The sequence below is a fragment of the Streptomyces sp. 4F14 genome (assembly GCF_048159485.1).
Lineage (GTDB): Bacteria > Actinomycetota > Actinomycetes > Streptomycetales > Streptomycetaceae > Streptomyces.
Window position 1 is genome coordinate 23420 of record NZ_JBLRVY010000042.1, and the last position, 15714, is coordinate 39133.

8 protein-coding genes are annotated in these 15714 nt (G+C 72.9%); all 8 read right to left on the reverse strand.

The features are described from left to right. Positions 1-154: 154 nt before the first annotated feature. Positions 155-1423, reverse strand: a complete 1269-nt coding sequence (locus ACLZOT_RS45210) for a hypothetical protein (RefSeq protein ID WP_416975099.1) — start codon at positions 1421-1423, stop codon at positions 155-157. Beyond that, positions 1420-3543, reverse strand: a complete 2124-nt coding sequence (locus tag ACLZOT_RS45215; RefSeq protein ID WP_416975100.1) for a bifunctional glycosyltransferase/CDP-glycerol:glycerophosphate glycerophosphotransferase — start codon at positions 3541-3543, stop codon at positions 1420-1422. The genes ACLZOT_RS45210 and ACLZOT_RS45215 overlap by 4 nt, the downstream gene beginning before the upstream one ends. 1 nt (position 3544) lies before the next feature. Continuing rightward, positions 3545-5701: a bifunctional glycosyltransferase/CDP-glycerol:glycerophosphate glycerophosphotransferase gene (locus tag ACLZOT_RS45220; protein WP_416975101.1), complete on the reverse strand. Its 2157-nt coding sequence runs from the start codon at positions 5699-5701 to the stop codon at positions 3545-3547. A 31-nt stretch (positions 5702-5732) separates the two neighbouring features. Then, positions 5733-7976 carry a bifunctional glycosyltransferase/CDP-glycerol:glycerophosphate glycerophosphotransferase gene (locus ACLZOT_RS45225; RefSeq protein WP_416975102.1) on the reverse strand — a complete coding sequence of 748 codons (2244 nt, stop codon included), beginning with the start codon at positions 7974-7976 and terminating at the stop codon, positions 5733-5735. 129 nt (positions 7977-8105) lie between these two features. Beyond that, positions 8106-8948 carry a carbohydrate ABC transporter permease gene (locus ACLZOT_RS45230; RefSeq protein WP_416975103.1) on the reverse strand — a complete coding sequence of 281 codons (843 nt, stop codon included), beginning with the start codon at positions 8946-8948 and terminating at the stop codon, positions 8106-8108. After that, on the reverse strand, positions 8945-10225 hold the full coding sequence (locus ACLZOT_RS45235) for a carbohydrate ABC transporter permease (RefSeq protein WP_416975104.1): 1281 nt from the start codon (positions 10223-10225) through the stop codon (positions 8945-8947). Before ACLZOT_RS45235 ends, ACLZOT_RS45230 begins: the two co-directional genes overlap by 4 nt. A gap of 40 nt (positions 10226-10265) precedes the next feature. Beyond that, a complete protein-coding gene (locus tag ACLZOT_RS45240; RefSeq protein ID WP_416975105.1) occupies positions 10266-11627 on the reverse strand; it encodes an ABC transporter substrate-binding protein in 1362 nt (453 codons plus the stop codon). Between the two features lie 205 nt (positions 11628-11832). After that, positions 11833-15510 (reverse strand): FHA domain-containing protein, encoded by a 3678-nt coding sequence (locus ACLZOT_RS45245; protein ID WP_416975136.1) that lies wholly within the window; start codon positions 15508-15510, stop codon positions 11833-11835. Positions 15511-15714: the final 204 nt, after the last annotated feature.

Genomic DNA, 15714 nt, shown 5'->3' on the forward strand with positions numbered 1-15714 from the left:
CAGCGGCATTCCGCGTATCTTCCCGGCGGGGCGGGCGGCTCTACTGCTGATCACCCGGTCGGGTGATCACATGAACGGCCTTCGGCGCGAACGCCGTCCCCGTGAAGGCCCTCCGGTAAACGCCCTCGCCACGAACGCCCTCCGGTAAACACCCTCACCGTGAACGCTCCTCCGCCGAAGCCACCTCGCGAGAAGCCCCCGGCACCCATCCCGCCGGCCCCACTAGCCCCACCCGCTCCACCAGCAACGGCACCCCCACCATCGGCAGCACCCACACCAGCACGACCAGCCGCCCGCCCCAGATCCCGATGTCCGGATGCGCCGCCTGCGTCAGCACCCCTGTGAACGCGACGGCGACCGCGAACACCCCGAACCCCCGCCGCCGCCCCACCCCCCACACCCCGGCGGCGACCGAGGCGAGCAGCAGCGGCTCCCACAGTTGCCGCCGCAGCCACTCCGCCCAGAACCGCGCCTCCAGCAGGGCCAGTTCGGCCCACGGCCGCGCCCGGTCGGGGTGCGCGAAGTGTCCGGTCAGCAGATCCTGCACGCTCTCCGAGGCCGACGGGAAGCACAGCGCCCGCGCCAGCAGCAGCACCCCCAGCGCCCCGCCGAGACCCACGCCCGCGATGGCGAGCAGCCCGCGCCGGGGCCGCGCGAGCCCCAGGGCGGTCGCCGCGACCCCGAGGCTCGCCCCCAGGAACAGCGCCTGCGAGTGCTTGACGGCGAACAGCGCGGCCAGCGAGCCCCCGATCAGCCAGACCCCGGCACCGGCCCGGCCGCGCTCCAGGACCAGCGCGCACCCCCACAGCGCCGCCAGCGTGAGCGCCAGCATCAGCCCCTCGGCCATCGGCCGCATCGCGGTCGTCCCGACCGGCAGGACGTAGTACAGGGCCTGCCCGGTCAGGCAGACGTACGGCGGCGCGCGCAGCGTCCGCAGGACCAGGAACACCAGCAGCCCGCCGAGCACCGCGACGGTCACACTCGCCGCCCACACCCCCCACGTCACCCCGAACACCGCGAGGAACGGCACGAGATACGCCGGATACCCGGGCCGCGCCTCGAAGATCCGCATGAACCGCTCGGACGCGAACGGCACGGTACGGCCCCCGACTTGACCGCCCGCGAGCCGCGCCTCGACCGCCCGCCACTCCTTCGCCCGGCACGCGGCCACAACGCGCGCACGGGGACTGGATCCACGGAACCGCGTGACGTCGACTCCCTGCCGCCGGGCGGCGATCGAACCCCGCCCCGCGCACATGTAGTCGATGGCCGCCGAGGCCGCGGCCCGCTTGCCGTCACCGCGCAACGACAGCGCGTACGACAGGTAGTTCTTGGAGTCGGGCGTGTCCCGCCCTTCCACGCCCGCGAGTTGGCACACGGCGAACAGCGCCGCCAGCGCCAGCACCCACACCCGCGTCCTCACCCGCTCTCGCCGAGCAGCAGGGTGCGTACGACGCGCTCGGCCGCGTGTCCGTCGTCGAACGTGCAGAAGCGTGCCCTGAACTCCTTGCGCAGCAGGGCCGATTCCTCGTCGCGCCACCTACCGGACGCGAACAGTTCCGCCAACTCCTCCTGGCCGCGCGTGACATGGCCGGGCGGCTCGGCGGTGACGTCGAAGTACAGGCCCCGCGCGGCGCTGTAGGTAGCGAGGTCGTCGGCGTGGACGACGACCGGGCGGTCCAGGTTGGCGTAGTCGAACATCAGGGCCGAGTAGTCGGTGACGAGGACGTCGGACGCCAACATGACCTCCTCGACGTGGAGTTCGTCCGTCGCGTCGACCAGCACCCCGCGCCGGTGAAGCTCGGTGAGCCCCATCCCGCGCACGGGCCCCGCCGCCAGCGAGGGGTGCAGCCGTACGACGAGGGTGTGGCCCTCGCCGAGGCTCGCGGCGAGACGGGCGAGGTCGATCCGGTCGACGTGTCCGCCCCGGACGTGGTCGCGACGGGTCGGGGCGTACAGGACGACGGTGTGCCCGGCGGGGATGCCGAGACGCTCGCGCACCTCAACTCCCGCGTCGGGGGAGGCGGTTACCAGGACGTCGTTACGGGGACTGCCGGTGCGCGCGGACGCGAAGTGGCACGGGTACGCCCGCTCCCACACCAGCTCGGAGTGGAGGTTGGCGACCAGACTGTGGTCCCACCGGTCGGCCTGGCGCAGCATGCGCGGTACGTCGACGCCGTAGCGGGCGCCGGGTTTGGTGAGGAGGTCGGCGGCCATGTACTTGAGCGGGGTGCCCTGGTGGGTGTGGATGTGCGTGCTGCCCGGACGTTTCACGAGGGCGCCGGGCCAGGGGGTGTTGTTGACGAAGTACGCGGCCCGCGAAGCGAGTTGGCGGTAGGCGCGGGAGTCCGGCAGGACGTGCTCCACATCGTCGGGCACCTCCGTCGCACCGTCCCGGACGACCCACACCCCGCGCAGGTGCGGGGCGATCTCGCGGGCCTTGCGGTGGATCGCGGCGGGGTCGCCGAGGACACCCCGGTGGGAAAACGCCGAGTACAGAACGAGGTTGGGGTCGAGCGGCCGGTTCAGGCGGGCCTTGGCGGCGGTCCGGCGAGCCCGGGGCACGGCCGCCTCGCGCAGCCGCTTGCGGACGGCCGCCACGCGCTGCCGGGCCAGATAGGACGCCCAACTCCCGTACAACACCTTCAGGTTCGGCGGAATCGATTCCTCGTCCGGCCGGTGCGCACGGAACAGTTCGGCCGTACGGCGGAAGAACTCGGCCCGGTCGGCGGGCGGGAGCCGGTTCGGCTTGCCGAGGATGTCGAGGCAGTGTTCGCCCAGCTTGCGGTGCAGGAACGGGCGCCAACTCGTCAGCTCGGGGCGGGAGTCGAGGAAGGCGAAGACACGGCCGTACTGCTCGTGGACGTCGAAGTGCCGGCGGCTCGTGGTGGACAGGATGCTGCCCCGGCGGCGCTGGCGGTACAGCACGCAGATCCGGTCGAGCAGCGCGATCCGCTCGGCGCTGAACAGCACCGGGAACGTCCACGGCGTGTCCTCGTAGTAGCCCGGCGGGAACGCGAAGCCGTGCCGTTCGACGAAGTCGCGGCGCTGCACCTTGTTCCACGCGACCATCATCAGGTCGAGGATCTCCGGGAGTTGAGCCGCCGTGACCACCTCGTCGGTGCTCGCCAGCAGGTGCGCGAGGACGTTCCGGCGGACGCCGCCCCACCAGTAGGAGCGCGCGTAGTCGAAGACCAGGACGTCCGGATCGCCGCTCTCCGCGAGCCGGTCCGTGATCGCCGCGAGGGCGCCCGGGGTGAGGGTGTCGTCGCTGTCGAGGAAGAACAGGTAGTCGCCGCGCGCCTGCGCCATGCCGGCGTTGCGGGCGGGGCCGAGGCCGACGTTCTGCGGCAGGTGCAGCACCCGCACCCGCTCGTCGCGGGCCGCGTACTCGTCGAGGATCGCGCCGCTGCCGTCCGGCGAGCAGTCGTCGACGGCGATCACCTCGAAGTCGGCGAAGGACTGGGCGAGCAGCGAGTCCAGACACTCGCGCAGGAAACTCCGGACGTCGAAACAGGGCACGACGACGCTGAGACGCGGCACGTCAACTCCTCACGGACGGGGCGGGGTTGCGTTCGGACAGCGGGACCACCGGCGGCAGCGCCTCCGGCGGCTCCCCGAGCAGCACCCGCCGTACGACCCGCTCGGCGGCCAGCCCGTCGTCGAACTCGCAGAAACGGGACCGGAATGCGGCCCGCAGCGCCGTCGACTCGCCGTCCAGGTACGCCTTTTCGGCGAAGATCCGCCCCAGTTCCTCCGGCGTCCGCGCCACGTGGCCCGGCGGTGCTCCCGGCAGGTCGAGGTAGACGCCCCGCGTCTCGGCGTACACCTCCCAGTCGGGCACGTACGCCACGATCGGCCGGTCCAGGTTGGCGTAGTCGAACATGATCGAGGAGTAGTCCGTCACCAACACGTCGGCGGCCAGGCAGACTTCCTCGGCCGACGGATGCCCGGTCACGTCGATGACCCGCCCGGCGCCGGGCCGTGGACCCCGGTCGTAGTAGTAGTGCGCCCGCAGCAGGACGACCACGTCCTCACCGGCCGCCGCGCAGAACTCCGCGAGATCCAGGCCGGTTTCGAACCCGTGGTGGTAGTCACGGTACGTCGGGGCGTACAGCACCGCCGCTTTGCCGTCCGGGATCCCCAACGTCCGCCGGATCGCCAGGACGTCGTCGGCGGTCGCCGTGTAGAAGACGTCGTTGCGGGGATAGCCGTACTCCAACTGCTCGTAGGTACCGGGGAAGGCGCGCTCCCAGACCTGTGTGGAGTGGCGGTTGGCGGACAGGTTGAAGTCCCAGCGGTCCACCTTGCGCATCAGGGTGGTGTAGCTGCCGGTGACCGAGGCGACCACCGGGTACGTCGCCTGGTCGACGCCCATCTTCTTCAGCGGGGTGCCGTGCTGGGGCTGGAGGTGGACGGTGCCCTCGCGTTTCGCCACCGCCGCCGGGAAGTTGGCGTTGTTGACCAGGTAGGTCGCGGTGGCCAGCAGCTCGTCGGCACGCCGGCCGCCGAGCGTCGCGTGCTCGACGCCCTCGGGGACGGTGTGCTCCCGGCCGGGCTCGACCAGGAACACCGACCTGATGTGCGGGGCGAGTTGACGGGCCTTGGCGTGCACGGCGGCCGGGTTGCAGGTGTAGCCACGGCCCCAATAGGCGCAGTACACCGCGAGGTTGGGGTCCAGCGGCAGCGTGAGCGGTGACTTCGCCCGCCGGGGCAGACGCACCGTGCCCGCCTTGCGGTGACCCCGCCGCAGGGCCCGGAACAGCGTGAACGCGCCCGCCGCCAGCAGCAGATGCTGCACCCCGAGACTCCCGCCCGGCCTGCGGAACCCGGCGGGCCGGTAGCGCCGGTACATCCGCCCCGCCCGCCGGAAGAACGCCCGCCGACGCCACCCCGCCAGCCGGTCGGGGTGCGCGGCGGTCTTCAGGACGGCCGCGAAGAGCTGCTCGAACAGCGGCCTCAACCGCTCGGCGGGGAGCTGGAGTTGCACCGCCCGCCACAGCACCAGCTCCGCCTGGTCGAGAAGGCGGAGATGGTGCTCGCCCGGCAGATTCAGCCGCCCGCCCTGCCGCCGCAGCAGATGCCGCACGACGACCTTCCGCAACACCGCGACCCGCTCGGCGTGCAGGGCCACCAGACCACCGAACCCGACATCGACGAAGTGCCCGTCGGGGAACACGATCTGATGCTCGGTCAAAAACCCACGCCGGTACACCGCACTCCACGCGGGCGTCTGTACGCCGGTGAGGTGCGGGGCCTGCGCCGGGGCGAACACCCCTTTCGGCGCCCGGAGTCGGGCCGTCGGGTTGGCCGGCTCGCCCTCCCACCAGGGCAGCCGTTCGTGCTCGACGTGCAGGACGTCCAGCTCGCCGGTCTCCTTCAGCCGCGCCGCCACGGCGGTGAGCGCGTCCGGCGCCAACTCGTCGTCGCCGTCGAGGAGAACGACGTACATCCCGCGCGCCTCGCGCAGACCGGCGTTGCGGGCGCCCGCCAGCCCGGCGGACGGCGGCGAGTGGACCGGGACGATCCGCGCGTCCCGCTCGGCGTACCCGGCGATCACCGAAGCCGCCGGGCAGTCGGGGCCGTCGCAGACCGGGATCAGCTCGAAGTCCCGGAAGGGCTGGGCGAGGACGGAGTCCAGTGCGAGGGCGAGCCGGCCCGCGACGCCGTGGGACGGGACGATGACGCTGAAGCGGGGCATGCGGGTCTTTCTGCGAAATGAGCTGGAGATCTCAACGCCCCTGGGGCGAGAGGGAGTCGGTGCCCGCCGGGCGCGGGATCCCCGGCCGTGCCGAGGCCACCGGTGCGCGCCGCTCCAGCGGGACCACCGGCGGCAGCGCCCCGGGCGCCTCGCCCAACACCACGCGCCGTACGACGCGTTCGGCGGCGTGGCCGTCGTCGTACGGGCAGAAGCGCTCCCGGAACGCGGCGCGCAGTTCGGCGGAGCGCGAGCCGCGCCAGTGGCCGGTCGCGAAGATGTCGATCAGCTCGTCCTCGCTGCGCGCGACCGCGCCGGGCGGGAAGGCGCGCAGGTCGAAGTAGGTTCCCCGGGCCGCCTCGTACGCCTCCCAGTCGTCCGCGTGGACGACGATCGGCCGGTCCAGGACCGCGTAGTCGAACATGATCGACGAGTAGTCCGTGACGAGCGCGTCCGCCGCGAGGCACAGGGACTCGACGCTCGGGTGGCCGGTCACGTCGATGACCCGGCCCCCGCGCGGCAGGACGTCCGGCTGCCAGTAGTGGGCGCGCGCGAGGAGCGTGAACCCCTCGCCGAGCCGGGCGAGGACGCGCTCCAGGTCGAGGGCGACGCGCTGGGAGCGGCGGTAGTCGCGGTGGGTGGGGGCGTAGAGGATCGCGACCGTGTCGTGCGGGATGCCGAGCGAGGCGCGGATACGGGAGACGTCGTCCGAAGTCCCTTGCAGGAGAAGGTCGTTGCGCGGATAGCCGGTCTCCAGGGTTTCGTAGCCGCCCGGGTAGACCCGCTCCCAGGTGAGCGTGGTGTGCCGGTTCGCGGAGACGACGTAGTCCCACTTGTCGACGCCCCGCAGCAGCTCCGCGAAGTCCAGGTCGCGGCCGGCCGCCGGGTGGTCCTGGAGGTCGAGGCCCATGTGCTTGAGCGGGGTGCCGTGCTGGGTCTGCACGAAGACCTGGCCGGGCCGTTTGACGAGCCTGCGGTCGAAGTTGACGTTGTTCACCAGGTACTTGGAGCGGGCGAGCGCCGTCCAGTAGGCGGCCGTGCCGGGCGCGATACGGCGCGGTCCCGCCGGAATCGTGTGCTGGTGCTCGGAGTTCGCGATCCACGCCGTCCGCACGTGCGGCGCGAACACCCGGAACGCGGACTCCAGCGCGCCCGGGTTGCAGCCGTAGCCGCGTCCCCAATAGGCCGAGAACACCGCCGAGTTGTGCCGCAGCGGCAGCTTCAGCTGGACGCGGTAGTGGAGTTGGAGGAGGGCCGCCCGCAGTGCGCGCCGGGCCCGCGCGGAGAGGGTGCGGGTCCGGTCGCGCAGGGCCATCGCCGACCGGACGGCGCGGTACGTGCGGTGCAGGCCGAAGTGGACCAGGGAGTGCCGCAGCCGGGAGCGCAGCGGGATCCTGGCACCCGGGACGCGGTAACGGCTGTAGTACGTACGGGCGTTGCGCAGGAACTCGGCGCGCGCGTCCTGGGGGAGGCGGCCCGGCCGGGTGAACACCGTGGAGAGGTGGTCGACCATCCGGCGGAACAACACCGGCTTCCAGTGCGCGAGTCGGGGGCGCTGGTCGACGAACGCGAAGACACGGTCGTACTGTTCGAAGACGTCGAAGTGCCTGCGGCTGGTGGTGGAGAGGATGTTGCCCTGCCGGCGCTTGCGGTAGTGCACGCAGACGCGGTCCAGGGTCGCGATCGACTCGGCCGCCATCAGGGCCGGGTAGGTCCAGGGCGTGTCCTCGTAGTAGCCCGGCGGGAAGGTGAGCCCCTCACGGGCGGCGAAGTCGCGGCGGACCGCCTTGTTCCAGGCGACCATCAGGACCCGCAGCAGCCCCGGCCGGTCCGCGAGCCCGAACGGCGCCGGGCCCAACTCGGTGAGCTGGCCCGCGAATTGATCCCGGACCCGCTCGCCCGTCCAGTGGACGTTCGCGTAGTCGTAGACCAGGACCTCCGGCTCGCCCGTCTCCTTCAGCCGGTCGGCGATGGCCCGCAGCGCGTCCGGGGCGAGGGTGTCGTCGCCGTCGAGGAAGACCAGGTAGTCGCCGGACGCCCGCGCGATCCCCGCGTTGCGGGCGGCGCCGAGACCGCCGTTCTCGGGCAGCCGCAGCGCGTGCACCCGGGCGTCGCGGGCCGCGAACTCCTCGATGATCTCGCCGCAGGCGTCCGGCGATCCGTCGTCCACGGCGATCAGTTCGAAGTCCCGGTACGACTGGGACAGCACGGACGCGAGGCACTCGTGGAGGTACGCCTGGACCTTGTACGCGGGGACGATGACACTGAACCTGGGCAAGGGGGACATCCATGGGTCGGCGCGGGCGTTACGCCCGGCAACGCGCCCCCACGTGCGATGGTTACGCAGCGTTACGGCATCTGGGGGACGCGCCGCACCCGAACGGCCGGACGCGCCCCCAGAGAGGGCCTACTTCACCGCCCCCGCCATCACCCCCGACACGAACTGCCGCTGGAACGCGAAGAACACGGCCAACGGGATCACCATCGAGATGAACGCGCCCGGCGCCAGCACATCGATGTTGTTGCCGAACTGCCTCACCTGCGTCTGGAGCGCGACCGTGATCGGCTGGCTGTCGGCGTCCGTGAACACCAGCGCGATCAGCATGTCGTTCCACACCCACAGGAACTGGAAGATGCCGAGGCTCGCGATCGCCGGACCGCCCAGCGGCAGCACCACCCGTGCGAACAGCCGGAGTTCACCCGCGCCGTCGAGCCGCGCGGCCTCCAGCAGCTCGCGCGGGATCTCCGCGAAGAAGTTCCGCAGCAGGAACACCGCGAACGGCAGCCCGAACCCGGTGTGGAACAGGATCACCCCGAACACCGAACCGAACAGCCCCAGTTTCCCGAAGAGTTCGGCGATCGGGATCAGCGCCACCTGCACCGGCACGACCAACAGGCCCACCACGCCCAGGAACCACCAGTCCCGCCCCGGGAACTCCATCCACGCGAACGCGTACCCGGCGAGCGCCCCGATGACGACGACCAGCACGGTCGCCGGCACCGTGATCAGCACGGTGTTGAGGATCGAGTCCGTGATGTCACTGTTCTTCAGCAGCTTCTCGTAGCTCCCGAAGGTGAGTTGGGACGGCTCGGCGAACACCTTCCACCAGCCGCTCGCACTCATCTCCTCCGGCGCCCGCAGCGACGACAGCAGCAGCCCGATCGTCGGCACGAGCCAGAACAGCCCGACGACGACCAGGAAGACGCGTACGGCACCGCTGTTGACCTTCTCGACCAGCTTCGCGATCACCGCCGCACCTCCCGCCGCAGCCGCCGTACGTTGAACCACATCACCGGGATGACGAGCAGCAGCAGGAACACCGCGATGGCGCTCGCGACCCCCGGCTGGTCCTCGGAGAAGCCCTTGCGGTACAGCTCCAGCGCGAGGACGTTCGCGTCGTCCTGCGAGGAGCCCGGCGCGATGATGAACACCAGGTCGAACACCTTCAGCACGTTGATCATCAGGGTGACGGTGACGACCGCGAGGACCGGCGCCAGCATCGGTACGGTGATCCGCCGGAACACCTGCCACTCGCTCGCCCCGTCGACCCGCGCCGCCTCCAGCAACTCCCGTGGCACACCGGCGAGTCCGGCCGCGATCAGCACCATCGCGAACCCGGCCCACATCCAGATGTACGAGCCGATGATCGCCGGCGTCACCAACGACGGGCCCAGCCAGTCGAGTCCGTTGTAGGGGGCGCCGAAGTTGCCGCCGGGGAGCCTCAGTCGAGCCCCGTCGGCCGAGGCGGGCAGCGTGAAGGAGCCGTCGTCCCCCGCCGTGGCCGAGGCGACGACCTTGCCGTCCTTCACCGCCTCGACCTTCATCCCGGCGTACCCCAACTCCGAAGGGTCGGGCTGTCCGAGACGCCCCACGCCCTTGCCGCGCGTGAAGTCCTGCCAGGTGGTGCCGGTGACCTTGTCCGGCTCCGGCGCCTTGAGCACGGCGCGCTTCGCGTCGTCCGGCAACTGGTCGGGGGCGACGCCGACCAGCGGCAGCACGACCGGATCGCCCGCTTTCACAGGGGACTTGGTGATGAAGCCGTCCCCCTGCGCGATCAGCGGGGAGTCCCGTCCCGGGTGCGCCTTCGGGAACGCCGAGGACTGCGCGAACGTGTCGTGCACGCCCACCCAGACCGCGTTCGCGACGCCCTTGTCCGGGTCCTGGTCGTACACCAGCCGGAAGATGATCCCGGCGGCCAGCATCGAGATCGCCATCGGCATGAAGACGACCAGCTTGAACGCCGTTCCCCAGCGCACCCGTTCGGTCAGCACCGCGAAGATCAGGCCGAGCGCGGTGGTCAGGGTCGGGGCGAAGACGACCCAGATGACGTTGTTCTTCAGGGCCGTTCGGATGCCGTCGTCCGAGAACAGGGACTCGTAGTTGTCGAAACCGGCGAAGGAGTCGCCGGACTGGTCGTAGAAACTCCGGATGACCGAGTACCCGATCGGGTACACCACGAGCGCGCCGAGCAGCACCAGGGCCGGCAGCAGGAACAGCACCGCCACCGTCCTCCTGGTGCCGGTCACGCTCTTCCCCGGTGGCGGTGCGGTCTGCGCCGACACCGCGTCAGTTCCCGTACGCGGCGGCGGCGTTGGCTTCCAGCTTCGCCTGCGCCCCGGCCACGTCGGAGGGTTTCATCAGGAAGTCCTGGAGGTCCTTCCACTCGCCCTTGCCCGGCGTCCCGCCGAACGCCTGCGGCGCCTGGTCGGACATGTCGAAGCGGAAGTCGTCCCCGGCCTTGATCAGCGACTCGGCGATCGTGCGCTGCACGTCGTTCGGGTACGCCGAGAACGCGACGTTCTTGTTCGGCGAGAGGTAGCCCCCGAGGCCCGCGTGGACGGTCGCCGCGTCCGGCGAGGCGAGGAACGCCGCCAGCGCCTGCGCGCCCGGCGAGTCCTTGAAGATCACCGCCGCGTCACCGCCCGAGACGACCGGCACGGTCGCGCCGACCTTCGGGAACGGGAACACCTTCGCGTCCGTACCGATCTTCGCCTTCGTCTGGCCGATGTTGACCTGAACGAAGTCGCCCTCGTAGACCATCGCCGACTTCGGCTGGTCGCCGCCGGTGAACGTCTGCGTCACCGAGTTGGGGAACTGGAGCTGGAGCGAGCCGCTCGCGCCGCCCGCCAGGTAGTCCTGCTTGCCCCAGATCTGGGCCAGCGTCTTCAGCGCCTCGGCGACGGAGGGGTCGGTCCACTTGATCTCGTGCTTGGCGAGCTGGTCGTACTTCTCGGGACCCGCCTGCGAGAGGTAGACGTTCTCGAACCAGTCGGTGAGCGGCCAGCCGTCCGCGCCCGGTACCGAGAACGGCGTAACTCCCGAGTCGTACACCGTCTGGGCGGTGGCGAGGAGTTCGGGCCACGTCTTCGGCTCGGTCGCGCCCGCGTTCTCGAAGACCTTCGCGTTGTACCAGACCAGCGATTTGTTGGCGGCCTTGTAGTAGACCCCGTACTGCTTCCCGTCGACCTTCCCGATGTCCTGCCAGCCCTGCGCGTAGTTCTTCTGGACCTCCTGGAGCGCGAGGCCCGTGACGGGTTTGGCCCAGCCCTTGTCGACGGCCTGCTTGATCGCGCCCGGCTGCGGCAGCAGCGCGATGTCCGGCGGCTTGCCGCCCGCGATCTTCGAGCCGAGGAAGTTGATGATCGGGTCCTGCGCCGGGACGAACGTCACCTTCGCCCCGGTCCGCTTCTCGAACTCCGCCAGCACCTTCTTGAAGTTGGCCTGTTCGCCGCCGGACCAGACGGCCGCGACCTCCAGCGTGGTGCCGTCCAGCTTCGGCAGGGTGAGACCGCTTCCCGTCGTCTCCGTCCCCTTGCTGCTGCTGTCTCCGCTCGGTTCGTCGTCGCTGCCGCCGCAGGAGGCGAGCGAGAGCGTCAGGGCTCCCGCGAGAAAGGTCGCGGCGGCTGTCTTCACGGTTCTGCTGCGCATCACTGCCCCGTTCTTCGTTCGCTGTCGAACGTCGAGCGTTGTCCCGTGGGTGTGCTGACTTGTCGGCTTGCTGACTTCGGTCCTACGGGTCTACGCCGGGTGGATGGGGTCGGCAAGAGCGCATACGGTGTCAAGCGGGTGATTGTGACGGCGTCGTGATGACGCGAGGCGCTCCCGGGGGCCGGAGTTGAAGATCTGTCAGGTCTCAGCTCGTCAGCAGCGAAGGCACCTCCGCCGCCGACACCTCCTTCGCCGCCCGCTCCAGCGCGCTCGCCAGCAGCGCCAGGTCCGTCGGCCCGTTGCCCAGCTCACGCACCGGGCGGCGGGCCGGCGGATCGCCCATGCGCTGCCACTCCAGGGGCGTCACGGTCGGCCGCAGCGTCGCCGTGCGCGGGATACGCCCGGTGACCCTGCCGCCCTGGAACGGCGCCGTACGGCCGTCCGGCGTGCCGAGCCGCCCCCTGCCCGCCGACGGCTCGTCAGCGGCCGTCCCGGGCGCCTCCAGAGCCACCCTGAGCGTCGCCCGGCGCGCGGGCTCCGACTCCGCCGTACGACCGCCCGGGCCGGCCGCCGCCACCAGGTGCACGCCGAGCCGCGCGCCCTCCCGCGCGACGGCCTCCAGCGCGCGCGTGACCGACCCCGCCGACGGGCGGCCGGGAGAGCCGAGCGCGGGGGAGAACAGCGCGTCCAGGTCGTCGACGACGACGATCAGGCGGGGCAGCGGGGGCGCGGGGTCCGCCTCGCGCCGGGCCTTCGCGGCGTTCGGGCGCAGGCGCAGGGTGGTGCTGGGCGGGGTTTCGAGGTCGGTGGCGCCGGGGGAGTGGGGGGCGGGGTCCGTGGCGGTGCCCCGGGGCGGGGTGGTGAGGGTGCCCCGGGGTGCGGGGGTGCCCGGGCCCGCCGTGGCCTGGACCGTGCCGGTGTGCGCCGGGGCGCTCTGCGCGGGGACGGCGGGGCCGGATGCGGAGTGGCCGGATGACGGGTGGCTGGGCGCGGCGTGCTGGGCCGCTGTCGTGCCGGGTGCGGCGGCGGTCTGGCGCGCGGGCGCAGGGAGGGATGCCGCGCGCTGGTTCACCAGACGGCCCGACAGCGTGCGGTGGGTGTGCCAGTCCGTGAAGTCCGTGCGGCCCAGAAGCTCCGCCCGGCGCTTCAGCTCGGCCGTCAGGGCCTGCGCGAACTCCCGCATGACCACCGGGTCGTTCGCGGTCAGGTGGGTCGTGACATGCGGCAGGTCCGTGCACACGCGCAGGCCCTCGCCGGAGCGGCCCAGGCTGTCGCGCCCGTCCATCAGGACCACGCTCAGCCGGTCCGGGCGCTCGGCCGCCGCCAGCGACGCCACGATCGCCCGCAGCAGCTCCGTACGGCCGCTGCCGTCCGGCCCCTCGATCAGCAGGTGCGGGCCGTCGGCGACGAGGTCGGCGGCGACCGGCCCGCGCGCGCCCGCGCCGAGGACGGCCAGCGCGCGCCCGCCGACGGCGTCGGCGTCGTCCGCCGCGTCCGCCCAACGGGCCATCAGCGAGGCCGGCGTCGCGCGCGCCAGGCCCAGTTCGTCCAGGAGGCGCGCGGACTGCGGCAACGGCACCGCCACGCGCGCGTGCTGGTCGGCCACGGCGGTGTCCGGCCGCAGCGGGGCCAGCGCCCGCGCGAACCGCTCGGCCCACGCGGCGGACACGGCGTCCACCGCGCCCACGGTGCCCTGCCCCACCGGCCCGCCGCCCGGCGCGACACGTACGAGCCGCAGCACCGTCGCCACGTCCCCGCCGAGCAGCCCGACGGCCCCGCACTCCCGCAGCAGCGGCACGACCGCGCACGCGGCCTCGTACGCCCCCGCCACGGGCAGCGTCAGCGAGCCCGGGTCCGTCTCCGACAGCACCAGCACGTGCACCCCGACCTCGGGCCCGCGCCGCACCAGCCGCACCAGCGCCTCGCGCAGCGCGGGCGTGCCGGGATCGCCGTCCACGACGACCACCGTGTACGGGCCCGGGAACACGGGCGCGCTGTCCTCCCGCGCCCAGGAGGGGCGACGGGACCGGGAGTCCGCCCCGGAGGCGTCGGCGGGGTGGGAGCCACGGGACTGGGCGGGGAGCGACACACCGGCGTCGCCGGTCATGCCGTCCCCCGCGCGCGGGTGCTCGCCGGGCCGCCCGCCCGCGCGTGAGGCGTCGCGTTCGTCCAGCCGGTGCAGCAGCTCCGCCACGCGGGCCGTCGCCTGGTCGTGGTCGTGGGCCAGGAGGAGGCGGCAGTCCTGGGAGTGGGCCGGGCGGACGTGCGGCAGCCAGCCCAGCCAGGACCACTCGGCGGCGCGGTCGGCCGGCGGGCGGGCGCGGTCGGTCGTCAGGAGGACGATCTCCAGGGTGTCCGGCGAGTGCAGCGCGGCGACCTGCGCGAGGACCGCGCGCGCCAGCCCCGCCAGCCGGGGCCGGGGACCGGCGAGGCCCAGCGCCCCCGCCTCACGCAGCCCGGCGGTGACCGGTACGGCGGGCAGGACGGAGCCGTCGGCCGTCGTGCGGTCGGCGGTCGCGAGGCGGACCGTCAGGAACTCGGAGTGCCCCGGGGCGCGCTCCCACAGCCGCGGACCGGGACCCAGCGCGGTCAGCAGCAGGGTGGCCGGGTCGGGCCAGATCTCGGGGCCGGCCGGGGCGACGACGGACGGCACCCGCGCGGACGTACGGTCCTCGGCCTCGGCCCCCTCCTGTGCCTCCTGCGCGTTCCGGTTGCCGGTCAGCCGCCGCGCCCACGCGGAGAGCCCACCACGCCTGCGGCCGCCGCCCTGAGCGGCCTCGTCCCGCGCACCGTGCACACCGTCGCCCGCGCGTGTGCGCGACGCTTCGGTCTGGTCGTCGGCAGGGGACCCGAAGCCCGAACGGCCGCCGTGCGTCTCGCCGGAGGCGGGGGCGTAAGGGGCGGACGAGCCGGACGGGCCGGAAGACTCAGGGGATCCGGCAGGGCGTCTGGTGACGGGGCGGGCGCCTGCGGGGAGCGTCCCGTCGAACCGGGCCCGGCCGTCGCTCCCGGCCTCGCCGGCGCCACGCCCCTCGGCCACCGCGTCCTGGGTTTCCATCCCGGCCCGGCGCCCGCCGTCCCGCTCGTCCCCGCCGTGGCTCTCGATCCGCGGCGCACCCCCCTGCCCCGGCACCAGCCGCCCGGCGCCCGCGCGCGAGGAACCCCACGCCGGATCGACACCCCCGTACGCGTGCCCCGTCCCGCGCTCGCCCTCCACGCGCGCGTGGGCGACCCGGACATGGCCCTCGCCGTCCGGGGTCGTCGGCACCCGGGACGACGCGTCCCCGGGCGGGGCCAGGCGCAGGGCGGACTCGCCGATGCGCAGGAGCGCGCCCGGGGGGAAGTGGACGGCGCGGTCGGCGACGCGCACGCCGTCGAGGGTCGTGCCGTTCGTGGAGCCGAGGTCGGTGACCGTGACGCGGCCGTCGGCGCTCAGGGTGACCGCGCAGTGCACGCGGGAGACGTCCGGGTCGTCCAGGGGGACGTCCGCCTCGGTGGAGCGGCCCACGCGGATCTGCCCGCCGTGCAGGAGGTGCACCCCGCCCGCGTCGGGCCCCGCGACCACGTGCAGGCGCGCGGGCGCGTCGTCGATCTCCGGGTGCGCCTCGGGGGCCGCCGGGACGGCCAGCGAGAGGACCGCGCCGTCGGTGAGGGGCGGTTCGCCGAGCGTCGTACGCGTCGCGTCCAACCGCTGCTCGCCCGCGTACAGGACGACCGCCCCGCTTCCGGGGGCCTCGCCGGTCACGGCCGACGCCAGCGCGGAGGCGACCGCGGCCAGGGCCGTGCCCGCCGGTGCCGTCACCAGCACGTCGCGGCTCGCGGTCCGGCCCCGGGCCTCGGGGGCCGGGGCCTGCGGGTCTACGACGGTCAGCCGGATCTGCATCGCCGTCAGCGGTCCCTTCTGCCCCCGGCGCGGGCTTCCCCCACCCCGCGCGAGCACGTCGGCCAGTACTGGGGGCATCCTCGCACCTGTCACTGACAACGTGCCCGCCCCCGACCGCCAAGTGATCTTGATTGGTCGGCTCTGCCCGCAAAAGTGCCGGACGGATGTTCCGTCGATGATCACTTGAGATCCGTCACGTTTCGG